A 23,410-nucleotide genomic window follows, 5' to 3' on the forward strand; every position below is an offset into this window, starting at 1 on the left:
TGGGTTGAGTCGTTGGTTGATCGCTGCGAGTTGGCGCTATACGTCGGCGCCACGCGTATCGGCGTGGGCGCTGGGTCGCGCGCCGGCTCGAACCGGCGTCGCTTTGTCAAAATCCGATTCCCGAGGCGCCCTGTCAGGCGCGCGACTCGAGTACCTCGACCGCCGGCAGCGTCTTGCCCTCGAGGAACTCGAGGAATGCGCCGCCGCCCGTCGAGATGTAGCTTACCTTGTCGTGAATGCCGTACTTCGCGATGGCAGCCAGCGTATCGCCACCGCCCGCGATCGAAAACGCCGACGAATGCGCGATGGCCTCGGCGAGCGTCTTCGTGCCGTTGCCGAACTGGTCGAACTCGAACACGCCGACCGGACCGTTCCAGACGATCGTGCCCGCGTTGGCAAGCTGTGAAGCGAGCGCGCGGGCCGTTTGCGGACCGATGTCGAGAATCATGTCGTCGGCCTCGATCTGCGCGACGGGCTTCGTCGTGGCCGCGGCCGTCGCCGCGAACTGCTTCGCCGTGACGACGTCGCTCGGGATCGGCACGGATGCGCCGCGCGCACGCGCCGCGTCGATGATCGCCTTCGCTTCTTCGACGAGATCCGGTTCGGCGAGCGACTTGCCGATCGGCAGCCCCGCCGCCAGCATGAATGTGTTCGCGATGCCGCCGCCGACGATCAACTGATCGACCTTTTCGGCGAGCGATTTCAGAATCGTCAGCTTCGTCGACACCTTCGAGCCCGCCACGATCGCCACGAGCGGCCGTTTCGGGTTGCCCAGCGCCTTGCCGAGCGCATCGAGTTCCGCCGCAAGCAGCGGGCCCGCGCACGCGATCGGCGCGTACTTCGCGATACCGTACGTCGTCGCCTCGGCGCGATGCGCGGTGCCGAACGCATCGTTGACGTAAATGTCGCAAAGCTTCGCCATCTTTTGCGCGAGCTCGTCCGAATTCTTCTTCTCGCCCTTGTTCACGCGGCAATTTTCGAGCAGCACGAGCTGACCCGGCGCGACGTTGACGCCGTTCTCGACCCAGTTGGCGACGAGCGGCACCTCGCGGCCCAGCAGCTCGGAGAGGCGCTTCGCGACGGGCGCGAGCGAATCTTCCGGCTTGAACTCGCCTTCGGTCGGGCGCCCGAGATGCGAGGTGACCATCACCGCGGCGCCGGCCTCGAGCGCGGCCCGGATGGCCGGCACCGACGCGCGCACGCGGGTGTCTTCGGTGATGTTGCCGTGCTCGTCCTGCGGCACGTTGAGATCGGCGCGGATGAACACGCGTTTGCCGGACAGCTTGCCGTTCGCGATCAGATCGGTAAGACGCAATACTTGGCTCATGGGGATATTCGCTTGCGAAGTGGGTTGCGGGCGGGCATTGCGAAACGTGCGCGCGCCGCCGATATCCCTGGCGCGCGCGACGCGGCAAACGTGCATTTTAGCCGATCGACCCGCCCGGCCCCGCCCCGAAATCGAATTCGCCGAATTTTTGGGGCCGTGTTTGCGGGCGGAACCGTTACGCCAAGAGCCGCAGGACCGTGAAGACGAGCATGCCGACGACGATGGTGCCAAGCATGCTGCGACGCCAGAGGAACCACGCCAGCCCCGCCAGCGTGCCGTAAAGCGGCTGATTCGACAACGCGAGCGAAACGCCGTGCGGCGTTTCGAGGACTTCGGGCACGACTACGGCGACGAGCGCGGCGGCCGGAGCGTAGCGCAGCGCGCGCTGCAAGCGCTCGGGCAGCACACCGCGCTCGCCGCCGAGCAGAAAGAAGGCGCGCGTGGCCGCCGTCACGAGCGTCATGCCCGCGACGACGAGCCAGATCTGGAACGTGCTCATCGCACGCGCTCCTTGCGTGGCGCGGCCGCGCGGGTCGTGCGGGCCGTGCGCGCATCGGCGCGCTGGACGAGAAACTCCGCCACGCTGCCCGCCCCGAGCGCGGCCAACACCGCGAGCGGCAAGCCGAGCCGATACGGCAGGTCGGCCGTGGCAAGCGCGACGATGGCGGCTACCGCGACAGCGGCCGCCATCGAGCGATTCGAGACCGCGGACACGATGAGCGGCACGAGCGCGAGCGTGCCGGCGAGGCCGAGCCCCCAGTCATCGGGCACGAAGCTCGCCAGCACGATCCCGGCGACCGACGAAATCTGCCAGGACACCCAGCTCGAGGCCGCCATGCCCCAGAAATAGGCTTCCTTGCCCGGCACATAGCCGTTCGCAAACGCCTTTTTCTGAAACAGCAGATAAACGACGTCGCCATTGAAATACCCGAGCGCGAGCCGCCGCCCGAACGACAGATACGAGAAATGGGGAACGAGACCCGCGCTGAAGATCAGGAACCGCAGGTTCACCATGGTCGCCGTGAGCAGCACGGTCCAGATGGGGAGTTTCGCCGCGATGAGCGGCAGCACGGCGAGCTGCGACGAGCCGGCATAAACGAGGACCGACATCACGATCGCCTGGGGAACCGTGAGTACCGACTTGCTCATCGCGACGCCCGTCACGAGCCCCCACGAGCAAATCGCCATCAGAAACGGAGAATAGTCGCGCAGGCCATCTCGAAAAGCGGCGCGGTCAGTGGGCGAGAAGCGAGCGAACATGTCGGCAATGCGCCGCCCGGCGCCGGGCGGCAATCAGTGTGCGAGGCGCGGTGGGGTGCATCGGCGCACCGGCGCTCCCGCGAAATGGGGCAAGCGCTCGATTATAGAGGGGCGGCGCCAAATTGACCGATACGCTGCCCCTCGGCTCGGCCATAACAGTTCTCAATATCGAACCCCCGAGGCAAACCGGGTGCCCCAACGCCGGCTGCCGCGCGATTCCTGGCCGGCGCCGCGGAAAACTGGCTTAGAGCCGCGTCGAAAAAAACGCTAAAATAGCGCCCTTATCGCAAAAAGCCCGTTTCAGGGCCGCTAGGAGATTCGTATGTCAATGGCCGACCGCGACGGCAAAATCTGGATGGACGGCAAGCTGATCGAGTGGCGCGACGCGACGATCCACGTCCTCACTCATACGCTGCACTACGGAATGGGCGTTTTCGAGGGCGTGCGCGCATACAAGACCGCCGATGGCAGCACCGCGATTTTCCGGCTGAAGGAGCATACGAAGCGCCTCTTCAATTCGGCGAAAATTTTCCAGATGGATGTGCCGTTCGACCGCGAGACCCTCTCGGCCGCGCAATGCGAGGTCGTGCGCGCCAACGGGCTCGAATCGGCCTATGTGCGGCCCATCGTCTGGGTCGGCTCGGAAAAGCTCGGCGTCTCGGCGCGCGGCAACACCATCCACGTCGCGATCGCGGCGTGGCCGTGGGGCGCATACCTGGGCGAGGAAGGCATCGCCAAGGGCATCCGCGTGAAGACCTCGTCGTTCACGCGCCACCATGTGAATGTTTCCATGGTCCGCGCCAAGGCCTCGGGCTGGTATGTGAACTCGATTCTCGCGAATCAGGAAGCCACCGCGGACGGCTACGACGAGGCACTGCTGCTCGACGTCGACGGCTATGTGTCGGAAGGCTCGGGCGAGAACTTCTTCCTCGTGAACAACGGCAAGCTCTACACGCCCGATCTCTCGTCGTGCCTGGACGGGATCACGCGCGACACGATCATCACGCTCGCGCGCGAAGCCGGCATCGAAGTCATCGAAAAACGGATCACGCGCGACGAAGTCTATACCGCCGACGAAGCGTTCTTCACGGGTACCGCGGCCGAAGTCACGCCGATCCGCGAGCTCGACAACCGCACGATCGGGACCGGCTCGCGCGGGCCCATCACGGAGAAGCTGCAGTCCGCGTTCTTCGACATCGTCGCCGGCAAGAACGCCAAATACGCGCAGTGGCTCACGAAAATCTGATGTATTGCCCTGCCGCGACGGCTCGCCGAGCGCGGCAGGCGCCAAACGCACATCGCATAACGAAAATCGTCCTCATATGAGCGTAATCAAGGAAATGCCGCTGGTCGAGCTCTCGGCCAAGGATCTGCCCGCGTACTGCCCGAACCCGGCGATGGCGCGCTGGAGCGCGCATCCGCGCGTTTTCATCGACGTGTCGCACGGCGAAGCGCGCTGCCCGTACTGCGGCACGCGCTACAAGCTGCGCGACGGGGAAGTCGTCAAAGGGCATTGATCGATCCTGCACGGGCTCGCATCGAGCCCGCATGCGCGGGTGCCGCGCCAGCGCCTAGCGCCGGCATGGCGACTCGCCTCGCCGCTCGCCTTCAGCTCATTCGTGCGGCATTGCCGCTTTTTCACGCTCTTGGAACCCCCTACTGATGCGTCGCGCGTTGGTTATCGCACCGAATTGGATCGGTGACGCATTGATGGCGCAGCCGCTTTTCACGCGGCTGATGCAACTGCACCCGCGCCTCGTCATCGACGCAATCGCGCCTTCCTGGGTCGCGCCCGTTCTCGAGCGCATGCCCGAAATCCGCGATGTCCACGCGACCGACCTCGGACACGGCAAGCTCCAGTTGTTCAAGCGCTGGCAGTTGGCCGGCGACTTGCGCGATGCCGGATACGATGCGGCCTATGTTCTGCCCAATTCCTTCAAATCGGCGCTGATTCCCTGGCTGGCCGGCATTGGGCTGCGGATCGGCTATACGGGCGAGCATCGCTACGGACTGCTCAATGTCCGTCACGCGAATCCGCGCCGCGACGAACGCGGCCCGATGGCGGCGCACTATGCCGCGCTCGCGTATGCGCCGGGCGCGAACGTTCCCGATCTGGCCGGGAATCTGCCGATGCCGCGGCTCGAAGCGGATCTGAACGAGGCGTCGCGCGTCTCGTCGCGCTTCAATCTCGATACGCGGGTGCCGCTCGTTGCGTTTTGCCCCGGCGCCGAATATGGCGGCGCGAAGCGCTGGCCGACCGAGCACTTCGCGGCACTCGCGCAGATGATCGGGCAATCGTTCCCTTATACCCAGATCGTCGCCCTGGGGTCCATGAAGGATGCGCCGATCGCGCGCGCCATCGCCGAGCGCGCTCCGCAGGTGCGCAATCTGTGCGGACAGACGTCGCTTGGCGAGGCTTGCGCGCTGATCTCGCGCGCCGGCGCCGTCGTCTGCAACGATTCCGGCCTGATGCATGTCGCCGCGGCGCTCAAGCGCCCGCTCGTGGCGCTGTTCGGATCGAGTGATCCGCGCCACACACCGCCGTTATCGGAATTAGCGAAGGTACAATGGCTGCATCTCGAGTGCAGTCCTTGCTTTGCGCGCGAATGCCCGCTCGGCCACTTGCGATGCCTGCGCGAGCTGTCTCCCGAACAAGTGTTCGGCGACTTGCGCGGAATGCTGCTCGGCGAGCGGTGACGCACTGACGCACGACAAAACTTCGTGCGTTCATAGTTGCGTGAGCGCCGCGCTGAGCAAGCCTGACACCGGTGCAGAAGTAGCGCGCAGCCCTTCGGGGCAGCGCGCGTCGCACTGCCAGCCAAACGACGCGCCGCGCGCGCGAGAACGACATCGACGAGCTATCAGATGCCACGTTTTGCCCGACTTTTCGAAGCCGCAGCGGACACGCTCCACGCCTACTACCAGGCGATCGCCGATAGCGATATCGATGCCGTCATGAGCTTATGGATCGACGAAGACTTCGCGAGCTTCATCGATTCGAGCGGCGCGCACTGGCACGGGATCGACAGCATTCGTGTCGGGCTTGCGCAGCTGGCTGGAACCGGGATGCTGGCGTCGGCGATCGAACCGCTCGACGTGCGCGTCTACGACAGCCTCGGCACGGTCGTCTATGCGGTGGCCGAGGCGCATCGGGCGCGCGAGCCGCTTGCCGCGCCGCGCATGGTCTACGCGACTTACGTGCTGGTGCACGAGCGCGGCGAATGGCGTATCGCGCACATTCATGCGAGCCCGATGCCGGACGAGACGGCCAACGAGTTCGCGGCGAAGATGAGACAGGGACAGGGGGCGCTGCACTAAGGAAGACGGCGCTCCGACCGCCTTCATCGAGGGCGGCGGTTTTTGGGGACGGAAATGAGTACGGCGCACGACAAGGCAACTTCGATCCCGTCATCGAACGGGACGAGCGGCAGCACTCTCGTCGAACTGCTCTACTGCCCGCCCCCATGGTTGCCGACGAGCCACGCTCAGACCATCGTCCCGGCGCTGTTCGCCCGGCGTCCGGCCGTCGATTATCGGCGCGAACGATGGGATACGCCTGACGGAGACTTCATCGATCTCGACTGGCTCGCCTACCCGGGGACCGCGTGCGCACCGCCGCCGGACGCCCCGCTTCTCGTGCTCTTTCACGGCCTCGAGGGTAGTTCCGATTCGCACTATGCGCGGGTTTCGATGGCGACTGCGCGTGCATTCGGGTGGCACGCCGTCGTGCCGCATTTCCGCAGTTGCAGCGGGCCGCTCAATCTGGCGCCGCGGTTCTATCATTTGGCCGATAGCGCGGAGGTCGACTGGATTTTGCGGCGTTTGCGCAACGAGCACGCGGGGCCGCTGCTGGCCGCGGGCGTCTCGTTGGGTGGCAACGTGCTGCTGCGCTGGCTTGGCGAGCGCGGCACTGATGCATCTTTCCTTGCCGCCGCGGCCGCCATTTCCGCCCCGCTCGACGTGCATGCGGGAGGCCGTGCGTTATCGCAGGGCTTCGCGCTCGTCTATACGATGAGCTTTCTCAAGACGCTCAAGAAAAAGGGCCTGCTCAAGCTCGAGCAGTATCCGGGGCTCTTCGATCGCGACGCCATGTTGGCGAGCCGGACGATGTACGACTACGACAACGCCGTGACGGCCCCCTTGCATGGCTTCCGAAATGCCGATGATTACTGGACGCGCGCGACCACGCTTCCCCTGCTGCGGGAAATCGTCGTGCCGACGCTCGTGCTGAACGCCCGCAACGATCCGTTCCTGCCGGGCACCGTCTTGCCGACTCGCGCGCAGGTCTCGCCCGCCGTCGTACTCGAGCAGCCCGAAGCGGGCGGACACGTCGGTTTCATGACCGGGCCCTTCCCGGGCCAGATCGACTGGCTGCCGCGCCGCCTCTTTTCCTTTTTCGAACCGTTTGCGACGCATGGATGAGATCGTCAAAGCCGCGCTGTCGAAGTGGCCGAACGTGCCGGCCTGTACCGGCTGGCTGCTGCTGGACCGGCGCGGACAGTGGCGCATGCGCGATGAAGGCGCCCAGGCGCGTGGCGAGCTGGGCACCCCGGTGCGGCACGAGGCGCTGATCGGCTTCATCAACCGCAACTACGAGTGCGACGAAAGTGGGCAGTGGTTTTTCCAGAACGGCCCGCAACGGGTTTATGTCGAACTCGCTTATACGCCTTGGGTCGTGCGGCTCGCGCCCGCGCCGGGGGGCGGGGAAGCTTCCTGCATGCCGGCGCCGACGTTGACCACTCATACGGGCACGGCGCTGGAACCCAGCGAAGTGTTCGTCGACGATGAAGGCGCCGTGCTTTTCGTCGATGACACCAAGCCCCCCCGGGTCGCACTGCTGCACGATCACGATCTCGACCTCTTCAGCGATTTAGCGACGTTCGATGACGAGAGCGGCGGTCGTTTGCCCTGGGGCGCAGCGCGAACGCTGTCGATCGGTACGATTGCGCGCGGCCTCGTGCCGGAACGCTTCGGATTCGTGGCCAGCCCGGCATCGAAGGCAGCCAAGCGCGGCTGATAAGATAGGTGCCCTTCGAAGGAACCTCACATGCCAGAACTCACTCATTTCGATGCGTCCGGCCAGGCGCATATGGTCGATGTCGCGGGCAAGGACGAGACGAAACGCATTGCCGTGGCGCGCGGCTCGATCAGGATGTTGCCGGCCACGCTCGCACTGATTCGCGAGGGCGGCGCGAAAAAAGGCGATGTGCTCGGCGTCGCGCGGATCGCGGCGATCCAGGGAGCGAAGCGGACAGCGGACCTGATTCCGCTTTGCCATCCGCTCGCGCTGACACGCGTGGCCGTCGAGTTTGCGCTCGACGAGGCGCTGCCCGGGGTGCATTGCACAGCGCAGGTCGAGACGCTCGGGCGCACCGGAGTGGAGATGGAAGCGTTGACCGCCGTGCAGGTCGGGTTATTGACCGTTTATGACATGTGCAAGGCGGTGGATCGGGGGATGACGATCACCGAGGTTAAGGTGACGGAAAAGCATGGGGGGAAGTCGGGGGATTGGGTGGCGCAGGATTAAGACCGTGCTTTATGAGTCTTAAATCGCCGCTTCGCCCAGCTATCGCCGGCGGCGGAAGCGAACACATACACCGAATTAACCCGCCTAAAGCCGGCGAACACGTCCCGGTGTTCGCCGGCATAAAGCGCCTCTACGCGCTCAACGCTATTTGCATGCCTTCCCGTGATCGGGGCGGGCACCCTTGGCCCTAGCTTCCGCCTCCGTCATATACGTACCGTTCTTGGTCTTCCCGTAGTACCTGTCGCCCGGGCAGTGATAGACGTTCGTCGGGGTATTGACCCAGACCTTCCCTGCGCCTCCGCCTGCAACAGGAGACGGCGACGAAGTCATCGGCGTCGCTGCCGCCGGTGCGGCCGGTGCGGCCGCCTTCGCCCCCTTCGACGACGCATTACGATCGATGCCACCGTGCCCGCGGCAAGCGCCCTTCAGCGTGGCGCCCGAGTACGGCGTCCCATCCCGGCAAGTCGCGTGCATCGCCCCTGACGCCGCGGCCGGTGCATTCGCTTGCGTTTGCCCGAAGGCAATAGACGACGCCAGAAGAGCGCCAAGAGCGACCGGCAAGAAGACTCTGTACATGGATAGTCCCTCCAAACGAGTGAAAAACGCGTTGAAGTACATACCCGGCAATGTTGTTCACCGCCGGCCGACGGAAATCGCAAGCCCTCAGTTGCGCCCTATCATGCCCGAGCTATTGTTCGCCCACAACCTGCGAGTACTGCCAGCCCGCAACTCGCGTGCAGTCACTCATCCTCCGTATCCTCGCTATCCGAGTGCGCCGGCACGCCATAGCGCTTGACCAGTTCGGCTTTGAACGCAACGAGCTTCGGCACGTCGTTGCACAAGCCATAGAGCGCCGAAAGCTGCCCCGGCCAATCGCGCAGCACGCCGGCAAATATCTTGAGCCGCTCCACCGTATCCAGGGCATCGGCCTCGCGTCCGTCGAGCGCCTGCAGCACCGCGTATCGCCGCAATACCGTCTCGCCCGGCAACAGCGCGATTGCTTTGCGATGCATCGCGAGCTTGGCCGCCAGATCGTGACTGTCGATCGGCAGCAACGTGGCCATGCCATAGTCGCCCCACGCCGAGAAAAGCCGCGACGGGTCGGCACTATATTGCTCCGCGGGGTGGGCTCCGTAATACAGCACCTCCGCACGCGCGTAATCGCGGTAGATCGGTAGCAGCGCCGCGAGCCCCGCCGCGACGATGAGGCCATGCACCGCTAGCGAGACGCGCGGCGGCACGAAGCCGAGCGGTTTCGTTTCGAGAACGCCGAAGACAAACATCGCCGGCAGCAGAAAGAACATGTACTGCTGCGGGTATTCGACCAGCGCATGCATCATCAGCACGCCGATCAAGGCGAGACCGAACACGCGCGCCGCCGTATGAGGCGCAAGCAATACGCGCAACAGCCACGCGATCAAGCCGATCAGCAGCACCCCGAGCCCAACGATGCCCGTTTTGGCCAGCAGATCGATAAAAATGTCGTGCGAATTGTTGGCGATCTCCACATCGCCCAACAGCTTGACGAGTTCGAACTGAAAGCGCGGAAACTCTCCCCAACCGACACCGAGCCACGGATGGCCCCGGAACATCGTCCATCCGTACTTCCACATCGCAAGGCGCAACACGAATTGCCCCTTGTCCTGAAACCGATGCGCCGCGGAGACGTCGAGATCGAGGTGATACGCGGCGTTGGCCCAGCGCACCCCGATGTTCACGCCGATAAAAATCGCAATGAGCGCAAATGGCATGAGCCACTCGCGTGCATGTCCGCGCCCCCCTTCGCGCCGCGCAATGGCGATCGCCATCCAAAAGCCCGCCACCACAATCACACCCGTTTGCAGCCAGGGGCCGCGCGAGACAGTCAACGCCTGGCCGAGCACGTAAATCGCCGAAACGATGCCCCATAGCAGCGGGTTGAGCCTGCGCGTCTGAACGAGAAACATCGCCGCGGCCAGCGCGAATGCAATGACCGTCGCCAAGTGATTAGCTTGCGCCATGTTGCCGAACGGTCGCCGCTCGATGGTCACGTTGTAGGCCACCACGAACGGTGCGAACCGCGTCTCGAGATGAAGCAGCTGCACGACTTGGCAGAACACCGCAAAAAGTCCGCCAATCACGAGCGCCCATGCCATCCAGCGCAATATGTCCTCTGACTGACCGGCGCGCGCGAATGCGAATCCCGTATGCGTCGCCATGAACGCCGCGAGCAGAAAGCCGGCGCCCAGCCAGTTCATCGACGGTTGCGCCAGCGGCAGCAAGAAGGTTTGTGCGATCAGCACTGCTCCGAACGCAAGCGGCACCAGCGCGACGGTCGGGGTGCCGAACGCCGGCCGGGGCCGCGCGCACACCGCGAGCCAGATCACGGCCGCACCGACAAGCAGGTAAAGCGTGAGCGCCGTGAACTCGGAATAAAAAGTCGGAATCGGGTAGGTGTGGTTGGTCACCGCGTAAGGAAGCAATACCGCAAGTGCCAACAGCGCAAACGAAAAAGTACGGGCGAACGAAGAAGTCATGAGGAACGGGGGCATCGGCAATCGGCGCACTATACAAAAAATTCCTTTCGCTGTGCGCGACCGATGCGTGCCCGCATCACCCGGCAATGCTCCGGCGAGATACTTTTCTTTCTTTTTTTACGCGCGGCACTCTGGTGGTGCAACGGAAGGGGGCAATGTGGCCACATCGAGCGGCATGGGCCCGGAACCCGGTGCGGGCAGCGACGATGCGTCCTTACCGCTGGCAAAGCATTCCCAACTCAGCGCACCGGCCTGCATGACGCCTTTCGACAGCGCGACGCGGGCTGTAGGGGACGCGGGATCGTCAGGCGCCGAAGGCACGAGGACAAGCGTCTCCTTGCCGGCCGGCGCGATGCGCGCGGTGTAGCGGATCGATATCTGGCCGCTCTCGTCGTCGATGTGGATGGATTCGACGTTGCGCGTCGCGGGCGGCGAGAGATAGCCGCTATCGAGCGCGTTACCGAGCGCTGCGTTCTCTGCAACCGCAAGTCGCGCCACGGAAGCAAGCGACAACCCTTCACCCACGCGGCTGCGTGCCAGATAGTCCTGATAGGCCGGGACGGCATAGGCCGCCACGACGCCCACGATCGCAAGCGCAATCATGAGCTCGATCAGCGTGAATCCGCCGCGCGAGCAGGGAACGCGCCAGACGCGGGACAACACGGCATGCAGCGGAACAATCCGAAAACGGATGGCGGGCATCGGCATTTCTCCTCGAACCGAAGGACCGCTCGAATCGAGCGGACAACGGTTGGGAGCATAGCCAGCGCGCCTGCCGCGCGGCAGTCGTCCGAACGGCTAACGGCTAACGGCTAACGGCTAACGCGACTAACGGCTAACGGCTCGGGCTCTCGTGCTCTCGCCGCCGCATGCGCCGTTTGAGCGCATAGCCGATGATGACGACGATCAACGCACCCGCGATCTTCGCGCCATACTCCGCCGCCGGAGAATCGAGCAGCGGCCAGCGATCGCCCGCCGGATCGTTGATGATGAGCCCGCCCGCGATCCAGCCGAGCAGCGCCGCGCCGATCGTCACGATGACAGGGAAACGGTCGAGCAATTTCAGCACGAGCGTGCTGCCCCAGACGATGAGCGGAATGCTGACGATGAGCCCGAAAATTACCAGGGCGATCCGATGTTGGGGATCAGCGGCCTCGGCGGCGCCGGCGATGGCGATGACGTTATCGAGGCTCATGACCGCATCGGCGATGATGATCGTCTTGATGGCCGCCACGAGTTTGTCGGCGGGTTTGACGTTCTCATGCGCATCGTGCGCCGGCGCAAGAAGTCGCACGCCGATCCAGAGCAGCAGCAAGCCGCCCGCAAACTTGAGCAGCGGCACATCGAGCAGCACCACGGCAAAAGCGATCAACGCGACGCGCAACACGATCGCGCCGGCCGTTCCCCACAGCACCCCCTGCATACGCTGCGCCGGAGGCAACTTGCGGCATGCGAGCGCGATCACGACGGCGTTGTCGCCGCCGAGCAGGATATCGATGATGACAATCTGGATGACGGCGCCCCAATGGAGCGTCGAGAAAAAATCGATCATGGAATCGAGCATAGGTGCAAAAGGTATTCCTGGGACTGCGATGTCGGTAGGTTTGTGCGGCACGGGTAAAGCCGAAGCACAACCTGGAATGGACGCTGGCAGGGCAAAAAAAACGAGGAAGCCACCCGCGCTTCCTCGCTTCCTGTCGGCTATCGGAAAGCTTACGAACGAATTTCGCAAGAATACCAAAAATGCCGACGATAAGGTGCACCGTCGCACGCATCGTGTGGCGTGGCAATGCCCGCCACAGCGACGCGTTCGAACGAATCAGCCTCAGAGAATGGACTTCAGCAAACGCCCCATCTCCGACGGATTCTTCGTGACCTTGATACCACAGGCTTCCATGATTTCGAGCTTTGCCTCGGCCGTATCGGCACCGCCCGAAATCAGCGCGCCAGCATGGCCCATGCGCTTGCCCGGAGGCGCCGTCACACCGGCGATGAAGCCGACGACGGGCTTTTTCATGTTGTCTTTGATCCAGTACGCTGCGTTCGCTTCGTCCGGACCGCCGATCTCGCCGATCATGATGACGGCGTCCGTGTCGGGATCGTCGTTGAACATCTTCATGACGTCGATGTGCTTCAACCCGTTGATCGGATCGCCGCCGATACCGACCGCCGACGATTGACCCAGGCCGAGCGCCGTCAACTGACCCACTGCTTCATAGGTCAGCGTGCCCGAACGCGACACGACGCCGATGCGCCCCTTCCGGTGGATATGGCCCGGCATGATGCCGATCTTCAGTTCGTCGGGCGTGATCGTGCCCGGGCAGTTCGGCCCGAGCAGCAGCGTCTTGCGGTTTTCACGACGCATGCGGTCCTTGATCTCGATCATGTCGCGCACGGGAATGCCTTCCGTGATGCAGATCGCGAGATCGAGATCGGCTTCCACCGCTTCCCAGATCGCCGCCGCGGCACCCGCCGGCGGCACGTAGATGACCGAGACCGTCGCGCCCGTTTCAGCCTTCGCTTCCTTCACGCTCGCGTAGATCGGAATGCCTTCGAAATCCTCGCCGGCCTTCTTCGGATTCACACCCGCGACGAACGCCTCGCGGCCGTTCGCGTATTCACGGCATGCGCGCGTATGGAACTGCCCGGTCTTGCCGGTGATGCCTTGCGTGATGACCTTCGTGTCTTTGTTGATCAGAATCGACATGTATTGACCTCTGTTCGTATCCGGTGGCTTCGACGCGGCGCTTACGCCTTGCCTTCGGCAGCCGCGACGACCTTCTGCGCAGCCTCTTCCATGCTGTCCGCCGAAATGATCGGCAGTCCCGAATCGGCGAGCATCTTCTTGCCGAGGTCCTCGTTCGTGCCCTTCATGCGCACGACGAGCGGCACTTGCAGATGCACGGCCTTCGAGGCGGCAATGACGCCTTCGGCGATCACATCGCAGCGCATGATGCCGCCGAAGATGTTGACGAGGATGGCCTTCAGGCCCGGGTTTTTCAGCATCAGCTTGAACGCTTCGGTGACCTTCTCGGTCGTGGCGCCGCCGCCGACATCGAGGAAGTTGGCCGGTTCGCCGCCGAACAGTTTGATGGTGTCCATCGTTGCCATCGCCAGGCCGGCACCGTTCACGAGACAGCCGATGTTGCCGTCGAGGGAGATGTAGGCGAGATCGAACTTCGAGGCTTCGACTTCGGCCGGATCTTCTTCATCCAGATCGCGGTAGGCGACGATCTCGGGGTGGCGGAAGAGCGCGTTCGAATCGAAGTTGAACTTGGCGTCGAGCGCGATCACCTTGCCGTCGCCCGTCAGAATCAACGGGTTGATTTCGGCAAGCGATGCGTCCGTTTCCCAGAACGCCTTGTAAAGACCTTGCAGAATCGCGCGTGCTTGCGGCACCGATGCGTCCGGCACACCGATCTTCTTCGCGAGCTCATCGGCCTGCGCATCCGCGAGGCCCGTGGCCGGATCGACTGCAACCTTGTGGATCGCTTCGGGCGTCTTCGCGGCGACTTCCTCGATGTCCATGCCGCCTTCGCTCGAACCCATGACGACGATCTTTTGCGAAACGCGGTCGATCACGAGGCCGACATACAGCTCCTTCTTGATGTCCGCGCCTTCTTCGATCAGCAGACGGTTGACCTTCTGGCCTTCCGCGCCGGTCTGATGCGTGACGAGCTGCATGCCGAGGATCTGGTTCGCGTACTCGCGCACCTGCTCGAGCGACTTCGCGACCTTCACGCCGCCGCCCTTGCCACGGCCACCCGCGTGAATCTGCGCCTTGACGACCCAAACCGGGCCACCGAGCTCCTCGGCGGCTTTCACCGCGTCATCCACAGAAAACACGGGCTTGCCGCGCGGCACCGCGACGCCGAATTTCCGCAGGATTTCCTTACCCTGGTACTCGTGAATCTTCATGCGTGATTCCCTTCAGTCTAAGAGTTGGATTGAACTTCGTAATCGCTGGCTGCCCTGGCACCGGTCGTGCCGGCCTCGTCCGTATCTGCGCGCGTACCACCTTCGCCTCGCTGCGCCATGCACGTCCAAGCCTGTGCAGGCAAGTGACGTATCGAGCGGTGGCAAAAGTAATCGGGGAATTTGAGCCCGACGCGGGCGCGGTAGGCGAGAGGGGAAACTTCGAGGGGACAGGGGCACTGCACCCTATTCGCCTCGTCACGAGGCGGGTGGTCGGTCAGACGCGTCCCGATGTCCCGGAGGCCATCCTCGCGCCCGAAGGCTTCCGCTCGAATCGCGCGTGAATGACAGCGCAACGGGCGGGACACGGGCGGTAAAAGCGGCATGGGAGGGAAGACGGCTGGCGAGGAAACCCGAAGATTTTAGCATAGTGGGAACCATCGCTCGGAACGCTGGCTGGCCCGAGCGTCCAGTCCCCCGGGAGCGACCGGGAACCTCGTCACGGATGGCTGCGCGATGCGATCGTGACTAGTCGTCGCTCCAGTCGCTCGACTCATCAGGCTCGCCTTGGCCCTTGAGAATCTGCATGGCGATAGCCTGTGAAAATCCGCGCATCGCCAAAAAGCGCGCTTGTTTCGCGCGCTCGGCAGGCGTTTGCGGGAGCGTACCGAATTTCTTGCGCCAGACCGCCAAGGCGCGAGCGAGTTCAGTTTCGCGAAGCTTCGAGCCAACCGCCTCGACGAGCGAATCGTCAACGGCATGCCGGCGCAATTCGCTGACGATGCGCGTCGTGCCCATCCGCTGAGCACGCCGATGCACGACGCTTTCGACGAACCGCGCATCGGACAGCCAGCCCTCGCGCTCGAGTGAATCGACGAGCGCCTCGACCGATTCTTCGGGTTCGGCAAACTGAGACAACTTGCGCGACAACTCGACACGGCTGTATTCGCGCCTCGACAGATAATCGAGGGCGCGCGCCCGAAGCGAGCGCTGTCCGCGCGCGGCGGCACCGACGGTACCCGATGCAGCGCGGACCTTGCGCATCACGCGGCGCTTACTCCTCTTCGCCGGCTACTGCGACGCCCGCATCGGCGGGCGGCATGGCATTCACGCCCAGCGACTCACGGATGCGGTTTTCGATCTCGCGCGCGATATCGGGATTCTCGCGCAGGAATTCGCGCGCGTTGTCCTTGCCCTGCCCGATGCGCTCACCGCTGTAGCTGTACCAGGCGCCGGCCTTGTCGACGATCTTCGCTTGTACGCCGAGATCGATGATCTCGCCCTGGCGCGAAATACCCTCGCCATACAGGATGTCGAAAATCGCTTCGCGGAACGGCGGCGAGACCTTGTTCTTGACCACCTTCACGCGAGTCTCGTTGCCAATGACTTCGTCGTTCTTCTTGATCGAACCGATACGGCGGATGTCGAGCCGCACCGAAGCATAGAACTTGAGCGCATTGCCGCCCGTGGTGGTTTCGGGGTTGCCGAACATCACGCCGATCTTCATACGAATCTGGTTGATGAAGATCACGAGGCAATTGGTACGCTTGATCGTGCCCGTGAGCTTGCGCAGCGCCTGCGACATCAGGCGCGCCTGCAGGCCCGGCAGCGAATCGCCCATCTCGCCTTCGATTTCCGCCTTCGGCACGAGCGCCGCGACCGAATCGATCACGATCATGTCGATCGAGCCCGAGCGCACGAGCGCGTCGGCAATTTCAAGCGCCTGCTCGCCCGTGTCGGGCTGCGACACGAGCAGATCGTTCACGTTCACGCCGAGCTTCGCCGCATATTGGATATCGAGCGCGTGCTCGGCATCGATGAACGCCGCCGTGCCGCCGAGCTTTTGCATCTCGGCAATGACTTGCAGCGTCAGGGTCGTCTTGCCCGACGATTCGGGACCGTAGATCTCGACCACACGCCCACGCGGCAGGCCGCCGACACCAAGCGCGATATCGAGGCCGAGCGAGCCCGTGGAGACCACCTGGATGTCTTCGGCCACTTCGCCATCGCCGAGCCGCATGACCGACCCTTTGCCGAACTGCTTTTCGATCTGCGCGAGCGCGGCGGCCAGCGCCTTGCTCTTTTCAGCCGTCAGTCCAGCCGAGCCTTTCTTGCTTTCTTCCATGAATCGTCCTTTGCTATGATGAGCGGCGTCTGTGGCGGGCGGGCCGAGTACTGGCCGGCACACGAAACGCAAGTACTGTATAAAAAAACAGGGTTCTTTGCAAGCCCGGTACAACGCGGATTTGCATGGCGGCAACGAGCCGGGCGGCGAGCACGGCGCAACTTTCGGTTGCTCCGGCCGCGGCGAGACCTCGAAATACATTGGAGACTGCGGCCTGTCGGGCTCGACGCCGACGAGCCGGCCAGCCCGCGCATCATGCGAATACTCATTGCCGAAGACGACAGCATACTCGCGGACGGCCTCGTCCGATCACTCCGCCAATCGGGCTATGCCGTCGATCACGTCAAGGGCGGCAGCGAGGCCGACGCCGCACTTTCGATGCAGACGTTCGATCTGCTGATTCTCGATCTGGGGTTGCCGCGCATGTCGGGGCTGGAAGTGCTGCGCCGTCTGCGTGCGCGCAATTCGAGCCTGCCCGTATTGATTCTGACGGCCGCGGATAGCGTCGACGAGCGCGTGAAAGGGCTCGATCTCGGCGCCGACGACTACATGGCCAAGCCTTTTCATCTGAACGAACTCGAAGCGCGCGTCCGCGCGCTGACGCGCCGCGGCACGGGCGGCGGGCCGACCGTCATCCGCCACGGCTCGCTCGCGTTCGATCAGGTCGGGCGCATCGCCTATGTGAGCGATCAGGTGGTCGATCTTTCCGCGCGCGAACTGGGCGTGCTGGAAATATTGCTGCAGCGGATCGGGCGGCTGGTTTCGAAGGAACAGCTCGTCGATCATCTGTGCGAGTGGGGCGAGGAAGTCAGCAACAACGCAATCGAAGTGTACGTGCATCGTCTGCGCAAAAAGATCGAGCCGAGCGGCGTGCGCATCATCACGGTGCGAGGGCTCGGCTATTGCCTCGAAAAGCCCGCCGCAAGCTCGAACGGACCGGTAGCCGACGCGCCGTCCCAGGGCACCGCCGATGGTGCTGCTGCCGCCGCCACGGCACCCACCGCGCCCCGTGCGACCGATCCCGCCGCAAAACCTGCATCCAAGTAGGCATGTAATGGGTTCGCGCGTCTCGACACAGGACGACGGCGCGCCACCGCGCTCGCGCCCGGCACCCTCGGCCGGCTCGCACGACGCATCCGCGGCAGCGAGCAAGACACCCGACAGCGCCGCGCATACGCCCGCCGCCAATCCGTACGCACCGCCCGACGAAGCCGATGCGGGCGGGCCGGAGCGGCCGCGCTCGCTTTTCGGGGAGATTCTCGACTGGATGCTCGCGCCGCTGTTGCTGCTCTGGCCGATGAGCATTGCGGTGACCTACCTCGTGGCGAAGACGATCGCCAATGGTCCGTTCGATCGCGCGCTCGAGACCGATGCCTATGTGCTCGCGCGCCAGATCCATCCGGTGGGCGGCGTGGCGGAACTCTCGCTGCCCGCTGCCGCGCGCGACTTTCTGAATGGCGACAACACCGACAAGGTTTTCTACCAGGTGCTCGGCACACGCGGCGAGCTCGTTGCGGGCGTGCCCGATATGCCGCAGCCGGCCGATGACGATCGCCCTCAGCCCGGTATCGTCGAATTCCGTGACGCGATCTTGCACGGCAACGATATCCGTATCGCGTATACGAGCGTGGAATTGCCGGTCTCTCCGGCCGGGCAAACGGTGCTGGTGCAAGTCGGTGAAACGTTCGACAAGCGCAGCGCGCTCGCCAACGACATCATCAAGGGCGTGATCCTGCCGCAGTTCGTGATTCTGCCGCTTGCGATCGTGTTGGTATGGTTCGGCCTTTCGCGCGGGCTTGCGCCGCTGACGGCGCTGCAGGCCAACTTGCGCGCACGCCGGCCCGACGACTTGTCGCCACTCGAAGCGCAGCGCGCGCCACCCGAGATCGAGCCGCTCGTCACCTCGTTCAACGATCTGCTCACGCGCCTCGCGCAGAACATCGATCTGCAAAAGCGCTTCATTGCCGACGCGGCGCATCAGATGAAAACGCCGCTTGCCGGTCTGCACACGCAAGCCGAGCTGGCATTGCGGCAGGACGTATCGCCCGAGGTGCGTCTATCGCTCGAACAGATTGCGGCAAGTTCCGACCAGGCGGCGCGGCTCGTGACGCAGTTGCTCGCCCTTGCGCGCGCCGAAAATCGCATGTCGGGGCAAATCTTCGCGCCCATCGAGATTGCGCATCTCGCGCGATTGGCTGTGCGCGACTGGGTACGCGCCGCACTGGCCAAACAGATGGATCTCGGCTACGAGGGGCCCGAGGAGGGCCGCGATCCGCCCGCCATGGTCGCTGGTAATGCCGTCATGCTCCGCGAGATGCTTTCGAACGTGATCGATAACGCCATCCGCTATACCCCAACTGGCGGGCGCATCACCGTGCGCGTGGTGCTCGAGCGCGCCAAGCGGTTGGTTCATCTCGAAGTCGAGGACACGGGACCCGGCATCGCCCCTGCGGAACGGCCGAAAGTCGTCGAGCGGTTCTATCGGATTCTCGGGCGCGAAGGCGACGGAAGCGGGCTCGGGCTGGCCATCGTGCGGGAAATCTCGACGATGCACGGGGGCACGCTGACGATCGACGACCACGTCTACCAAACCTCGCCCCGACTCGCGGGCACGCTCGTGCGAATCAGTCTGCCGCTCATCGAAGGCACCCCGGATTTACCCTGAATATTGCCGGCCCGATTCCGGGCATGTCGTCGGCCCGCCGTGAGCCCGCCACCCGCAGAAGCGTTTTAGGCGAAATTGAGCGATGTTCCCGACAAATACGCGGCGATACCTAAAACGCCGCTTGGCATAGGCGTAAACCAGCAGCCGGTCCTGGCGTCAGTCCGACGTAAGTTTGCCTTCCAATAATCGACCGCAAGCAGCCGTGTGTCCCAAATTTGGACATATGGAACTGCTGTCCAATATGAGGAGACACACATGGCAACGGTAGGCGGGCACATTTCGCACGCGCCGATGAGCGCCGACGAGAAGAAGGTGATCTTCGCGTCGTCGCTCGGCACTGTTTTCGAGTGGTACGACTTCTATCTGGCGGGCTCGCTCGCCGTCTATATCAGCAAGAGCTTTTTCGCGGGCGTCAATCCCACCGCCGGCTTCATCTTTACGTTGCTCGGTTTCGCGGCCGGCTTTGCCGTGCGGCCGTTCGGCGCACTCGTGTTCGGTCGGCTCGGCGATCTTGTCGGCCGCAAGCACACGTTCTTGATCACGATCGTGATCATGGGTCTCTCGACGTTCGTGGTCGGCCTCCTGCCGGGATATGCGTCGATAGGGTTTGCGTCTCCGGTGATCTTCATCGCGATGCGGCTTTTGCAGGGCCTCGCGCTCGGCGGCGAGTACGGCGGCGCGGCAACCTATGTCGCTGAACATGCCCCGGCCAACCGGCGCGGCTACTACACGTCGTGGATCCAGACGACGGCCACGCTCGGCCTGTTCCTCTCGCTGCTCGTGATTCTCGGCATTCGCACGTCCATCGGAGAAGAATCGTTCGCGAGCTGGGGCTGGCGTATTCCGTTCATCGCATCGCTGCTCCTGCTCGCCGTGTCGGTCTGGATCCGGCTGCAATTGAGCGAATCGCCGGCGTTCCTCCGGATCAAGGCTGAGGGCAAGACTTCGAAGGCACCGCTCACCGAGGCATTCGGCCAGTGGAAGAACCTGAAGATCGTGATTCTTGCGCTCATCGGCCTGACGGCCGGCCAGGCTGTGGTCTGGTACACGGGCCAGTTCTATGCGCTCTTTTTCCTGACGCAGACGCTCAAGGTCGATGGCGCGAGCGCCAATATCCTGATCGCGCTGGCCTTGTTGATCGGCACGCCGTTTTTCGTGTTCTTCGGTTCGCTGTCGGATCGTATCGGCCGCAAGCCGATCATCATGGCCGGCTGCCTGATTGCCGCACTGACCTACTTCCCGCTGTTCAAGGCACTCACGCACTTCGCCAATCCGGCGTTGGAAGCCGCGACGCAAAAGTCGCCCATCGTCGTCGTCGCCAATCCGGACGAGTGCTCGTTCCAGTTCAACCCCGTCGGCACCGCGAGCTTCACGAGTTCTTGCGACATCGCGAAGAGCGCGTTGGCGAAATCGGGCTTGAACTACTCGAACGTTGCAGCGCCCGCGGGCACCATCGCCCAGGTGAAGGTGGGGGATGCGGTGCTGGAATCCTATGACGGCAAGGCGCCCGACGCGAAAGCGAAAGGCGCGGCGTTCACGAAGACGCTGGCCTCGACCCTCAAGGGTGCGGGGTATCCGGCGAAGGCCGATCCGTCGCAGTTGAACTGGCCGATGACGGTGGTGATCCTGACGCTGCTCGTGATCTACGTGACGATGGTGTACGGTCCGATCGCGGCGATGCTCGTGGAGATGTTCCCGACGCGGATTCGGTACACGTCGATGTCGCTGCCCTATCACATCGGTAACGGTTGGTTCGGCGGCTTCCTGCCGGCGACGGCGTTCGCGATCGTTGCGACTCAGGGAAATATCTACTCGGGGCTCTGGTATCCGGTGGCGGTAGCGTTGATCACGTTCGTGATCGGGATGCTGTTCGTCAAGGAGACGAAGGACTCCAATATCTACTCGCGGGATTGAGGCGGGGAGCGGCGAGGGACCAACGGCGGGTGAGGGTTGCAAGGGGGGGGGCACGGATGAATCCCAGCACTTGACAGCACCGCCCGTCCTAACGATAATCGTCCTTCTTTCGGCGAATTAGCTCAGTCGGTTAGAGCGACGGAATCATAATCCGCAGGTCCGGGGTTCGAATCCCTGATTCGCCACCAGTTGTAAGAAAAAGCCGCTGCTTCTCACGAAGCAGCGGCTTTTTTGTTCTGGAATGCCGGGAATGCGCCCGAACAGGCGCATTACGCATCTAAAGCGGCCAACCGTTTTAGGTGCGGTGCGCTTTTCCGGAAGCGGGTGCTACACGCCACTGTTACCTCAATGTGGAGAGCACACCGTGAAACACCCCTACCTCGCCCCCCGTCGCGGTTCGTCGAACTACTATTTCCGTCGCAAAATTCCGCTCGAACTGCAATCCCTGCTCCAACGCAAGGACTTCTGGCTCAGCCTCGAAACGTCCAGCAAGGAGGTGGCCATCACCCGCCTGCCGATGGCCGCGCTGCAATATGAACGCCTCGTCGCCCCGGCACGGGCCGCCGCCAACGCGGCCACGGCGACCGGCGAGAACTGGCTGCCGCATGGCCTGCGTCCGGCGGGCGACGACGCGCCCCACCCGTACCACCCGTCCGTGCAGCCGCCGGGCACGACCCGCCTTGACGCCGCGCACATTCCCCGACTGGTCGAGCGCTACACCGTCAACGCACTGGCGAATGATGACGAAGCACGTCCGACTTACTTCGAGAAAGAGAGCGACGAAGCCGAAGCCGACAAAGACGACTACGACGACGAGGCGCACACGGCCCTCCTGCAGGAGGCGCGCCGGCAGCTGCGCCGGGCCCGGGCGTCGGACGACTTTTCGGACGTCCGCGAGGCCGTCGAGGAGCATCTGACGTGGGAGCGCGCCTGGCTGCCCGCGGCGTCGGCCGAGTTCGCTACTTTGCTGAAGGCCATCGCCGACGCGCAGCTGGCTGTCGTGGAAGAAGAACTGCGGCGCCTCGAGGGCGACGTCAGCGAGACGCCCGAACTGATTCCGCTGGTCGACGAAAACGATACATGGGAAGCCGCGCTGAAATGCTGGAAGGAGGAGCGGATGCCCTCGCCGAAAACCGTCCATGACGTGACGGCGCAGACACAGCGTTTCAAGTCGCATGTGGGCGAGCTGCCCCTGTCGGCCCTGACGTCCGACCACGTTGAACGATTCAAGACGCTCTGCCTGGAAAAGGACGAGCTCGAGCACGGTCGCGTGAACACGATTCTGTCGCTGCTGTCGCCGCTCATCACGCTCGCCATGCGCAAGAAGCTGACGCAGCTGGCCCGCAACCCGTTCAGCGGCATGAAATATCCCGCCAAGGTGGTCGAACTCAACCGGAAGACGGTACGCACGGCATTCATGATGGACCAGTTGAACCAGGTCTTCTCCTGCCCCGTGTATACGCAGGGCCATCGTCCGGGAAAAGGAGGTGGCGACGCCGCGTACTGGCTGCCGCTGCTTGGTCCGCATACCGGCGCCCGGGTCGAAGACTTGTGCCGGCTCACGGTCGCCGACGTGGTCCAGCGCGAGGGCGTATGGTGTCTGCACCTGCACGACTCGAAGCGCGAGGCCCGCACCGGGAACCGGACCGTCATGCGCCACGTCCCGGTCCACCGTAACCTGCTGCGACTCGGCTGGCTCGACTACGTCGAATCCCGCCGGCCAGCCGGCGGCTCGGCATGGCTCTTCCCTGACCTCTCGACCAACCAGTACGAGAAGCGCGGTGCCGTGTTCAGCAATTGGTTCAACGAATACCTGCGCTCGCCCATCGGCCTCACGGACCCTGCGCTCGTGTATCACAGTTTCCGCCACACGTTCCAGACGTTTGGCGAGCTGGCGGGCATCAGCGGGCATGTCATCGACGAACTGATTGGGCACGCGCCTGACAGCCGTTATGGCAGGAAGGAAGGTGGGTTCAAACGGCTGCCGTTTGCACTGCTCATCGAAGCGATGGAGAAGCTGGATTTTCCCGGACTTGAGCTTGGCCACCTGCCCTACGCGGGTCGGACATAATCCTGGTTCACGCTCTGGCACAACATCCAGAGTCTACGACGTTGGCCGGCCGCTCATGCGGCCGGCTTTTCTTTGCATGAATGAAGCAGG

The 23,410-nt window shown here is 63.8% G+C and carries 21 protein-coding genes, 1 tRNA gene and 1 pseudogene; 12 read left to right on the forward strand and 11 right to left on the reverse strand.

Going from position 1 to position 23,410, the window contains the following annotated elements:
* Positions 1-133: 133 nt before the first annotated feature.
* From ACO1XS_RS02265 to ACO1XS_RS02275, 3 genes are all read right to left on the reverse strand, one after another.
* Entirely contained in the window at positions 134-1,327 is a 1,194-nt protein-coding gene (locus ACO1XS_RS02265; RefSeq protein ID WP_331572015.1) for a phosphoglycerate kinase, read from the reverse strand.
* Positions 1,328-1,502: 175 nt separating this feature from the next.
* Positions 1,503-1,826, reverse strand: a complete 324-nt coding sequence (locus ACO1XS_RS02270) for an AzlD domain-containing protein (protein ID WP_331572017.1) — start codon at positions 1,824-1,826, stop codon at positions 1,503-1,505.
* Positions 1,823-2,587: an AzlC family ABC transporter permease gene (locus ACO1XS_RS02275; RefSeq protein ID WP_486389928.1), complete on the reverse strand. Its 765-nt coding sequence runs from the start codon at positions 2,585-2,587 to the stop codon at positions 1,823-1,825. The genes ACO1XS_RS02270 and ACO1XS_RS02275 overlap by 4 nt, the downstream gene beginning before the upstream one ends.
* A gap of 322 nt (positions 2,588-2,909) precedes the next feature.
* On the opposite strand from ACO1XS_RS02275, the gene ACO1XS_RS02280 reads away from it, so the two are divergent.
* The 7 genes from ACO1XS_RS02280 (at position 2,910) to moaC (ending at position 8,114) form a co-directional block, all read left to right on the forward strand.
* Positions 2,910-3,833, forward strand: coding sequence for a branched-chain amino acid transaminase (locus ACO1XS_RS02280; RefSeq protein ID WP_331572019.1), 924 nt, complete (start codon positions 2,910-2,912; stop codon positions 3,831-3,833).
* Between the two features lie 76 nt (positions 3,834-3,909).
* Positions 3,910-4,104 carry a zinc-finger domain-containing protein gene (locus ACO1XS_RS02285; RefSeq protein ID WP_331572021.1) on the forward strand — a complete coding sequence of 65 codons (195 nt, stop codon included), beginning with the start codon at positions 3,910-3,912 and terminating at the stop codon, positions 4,102-4,104.
* A gap of 145 nt (positions 4,105-4,249) precedes the next feature.
* Complete coding sequence (waaF, locus tag ACO1XS_RS02290; RefSeq protein ID WP_331572023.1) at positions 4,250-5,284, forward strand: lipopolysaccharide heptosyltransferase II; 1,035 nt, start codon at positions 4,250-4,252, stop codon at positions 5,282-5,284.
* Between the two features lie 168 nt (positions 5,285-5,452).
* On the forward strand, positions 5,453-5,905 hold the full coding sequence (locus tag ACO1XS_RS02295) for a nuclear transport factor 2 family protein (protein ID WP_440561652.1): 453 nt from the start codon (positions 5,453-5,455) through the stop codon (positions 5,903-5,905).
* Positions 5,906-5,959: 54 nt separating this feature from the next.
* A complete protein-coding gene (locus tag ACO1XS_RS02300) occupies positions 5,960-7,009 on the forward strand; it encodes a YheT family hydrolase (RefSeq protein ID WP_331572027.1) in 1,050 nt (349 codons plus the stop codon).
* Positions 7,002-7,604: a DUF2946 family protein gene (locus ACO1XS_RS02305; RefSeq protein ID WP_331572029.1), complete on the forward strand. Its 603-nt coding sequence runs from the start codon at positions 7,002-7,004 to the stop codon at positions 7,602-7,604. Before ACO1XS_RS02300 ends, ACO1XS_RS02305 begins: the two co-directional genes overlap by 8 nt.
* Before the next feature lie 30 nt (positions 7,605-7,634).
* On the forward strand, positions 7,635-8,114 hold the full coding sequence (gene moaC / locus ACO1XS_RS02310; RefSeq protein ID WP_486389929.1) for a cyclic pyranopterin monophosphate synthase MoaC: 480 nt from the start codon (positions 7,635-7,637) through the stop codon (positions 8,112-8,114).
* Between the two features lie 144 nt (positions 8,115-8,258).
* Here the strand turns inward: moaC and ACO1XS_RS02315 are convergent, their stop codons facing one another.
* The 8 genes and pseudogenes from ACO1XS_RS02315 to recA form a co-directional block, all read right to left on the reverse strand.
* Positions 8,259-8,690, reverse strand: coding sequence for a signal peptide protein (locus ACO1XS_RS02315; RefSeq protein ID WP_486389930.1), 432 nt, complete (start codon positions 8,688-8,690; stop codon positions 8,259-8,261).
* 164 nt (positions 8,691-8,854) lie between these two features.
* On the reverse strand, positions 8,855-10,630 hold the full coding sequence (locus ACO1XS_RS02320) for a PglL family O-oligosaccharyltransferase (RefSeq protein WP_486389931.1): 1,776 nt from the start codon (positions 10,628-10,630) through the stop codon (positions 8,855-8,857).
* A 117-nt stretch (positions 10,631-10,747) separates the two neighbouring features.
* Positions 10,748-11,332 (reverse strand): pilin, encoded by a 585-nt coding sequence (locus tag ACO1XS_RS02325; protein ID WP_349257072.1) that lies wholly within the window; start codon positions 11,330-11,332, stop codon positions 10,748-10,750.
* A 133-nt stretch (positions 11,333-11,465) separates the two neighbouring features.
* Positions 11,466-12,182, reverse strand: a complete 717-nt coding sequence (locus ACO1XS_RS02330) for a TerC family protein (protein WP_481582756.1) — start codon at positions 12,180-12,182, stop codon at positions 11,466-11,468.
* A 273-nt stretch (positions 12,183-12,455) separates the two neighbouring features.
* Complete coding sequence (gene sucD / locus ACO1XS_RS02335; protein ID WP_173261369.1) at positions 12,456-13,337, reverse strand: succinate--CoA ligase subunit alpha; 882 nt, start codon at positions 13,335-13,337, stop codon at positions 12,456-12,458.
* Between the two features lie 41 nt (positions 13,338-13,378).
* A complete protein-coding gene (gene sucC / locus ACO1XS_RS02340; protein ID WP_331566943.1) occupies positions 13,379-14,548 on the reverse strand; it encodes an ADP-forming succinate--CoA ligase subunit beta in 1,170 nt (389 codons plus the stop codon).
* A gap of 525 nt (positions 14,549-15,073) precedes the next feature.
* A pseudogene (gene recX, locus ACO1XS_RS02345) lies at positions 15,074-15,598 on the reverse strand (recombination regulator RecX); the annotation flags it as partial.
* Between the two features lies 1 nt (position 15,599).
* Positions 15,600-16,670 (reverse strand): recombinase RecA, encoded by a 1,071-nt coding sequence (gene recA / locus ACO1XS_RS02350; protein ID WP_331566945.1) that lies wholly within the window; start codon positions 16,668-16,670, stop codon positions 15,600-15,602.
* 255 nt (positions 16,671-16,925) lie between these two features.
* Here recA and ACO1XS_RS02355 point away from each other — a divergent pair, with 255 nt between their 5' ends.
* The 5 genes from ACO1XS_RS02355 to ACO1XS_RS02375 all read left to right on the forward strand — a co-directional run bounded on the left by ACO1XS_RS02355 (position 16,926) and on the right by ACO1XS_RS02375 (position 23,320).
* Positions 16,926-17,717 (forward strand): response regulator, encoded by a 792-nt coding sequence (locus tag ACO1XS_RS02355; RefSeq protein ID WP_486389932.1) that lies wholly within the window; start codon positions 16,926-16,928, stop codon positions 17,715-17,717.
* Positions 17,718-17,724: 7 nt separating this feature from the next.
* The gene (locus tag ACO1XS_RS02360) at positions 17,725-19,335 is read left to right on the forward strand and encodes a sensor histidine kinase (RefSeq protein ID WP_331566949.1); all 1,611 of its coding nucleotides are present in this window, start codon (positions 17,725-17,727) and stop codon (positions 19,333-19,335) included.
* Positions 19,336-19,590: 255 nt separating this feature from the next.
* Positions 19,591-21,249, forward strand: a complete 1,659-nt coding sequence (locus ACO1XS_RS02365) for an MFS transporter (protein ID WP_331566951.1) — start codon at positions 19,591-19,593, stop codon at positions 21,247-21,249.
* A 111-nt stretch (positions 21,250-21,360) separates the two neighbouring features.
* Positions 21,361-21,437: transfer RNA gene (locus ACO1XS_RS02370), tRNA-Met, on the forward strand.
* A gap of 176 nt (positions 21,438-21,613) precedes the next feature.
* On the forward strand, positions 21,614-23,320 hold the full coding sequence (locus ACO1XS_RS02375; protein WP_486389933.1) for a DUF6538 domain-containing protein: 1,707 nt from the start codon (positions 21,614-21,616) through the stop codon (positions 23,318-23,320).
* The last annotated feature ends 90 nt before the right edge of the window (positions 23,321-23,410 follow it).

The sequence above is a fragment of the Trinickia sp. genome (assembly GCF_057351765.1).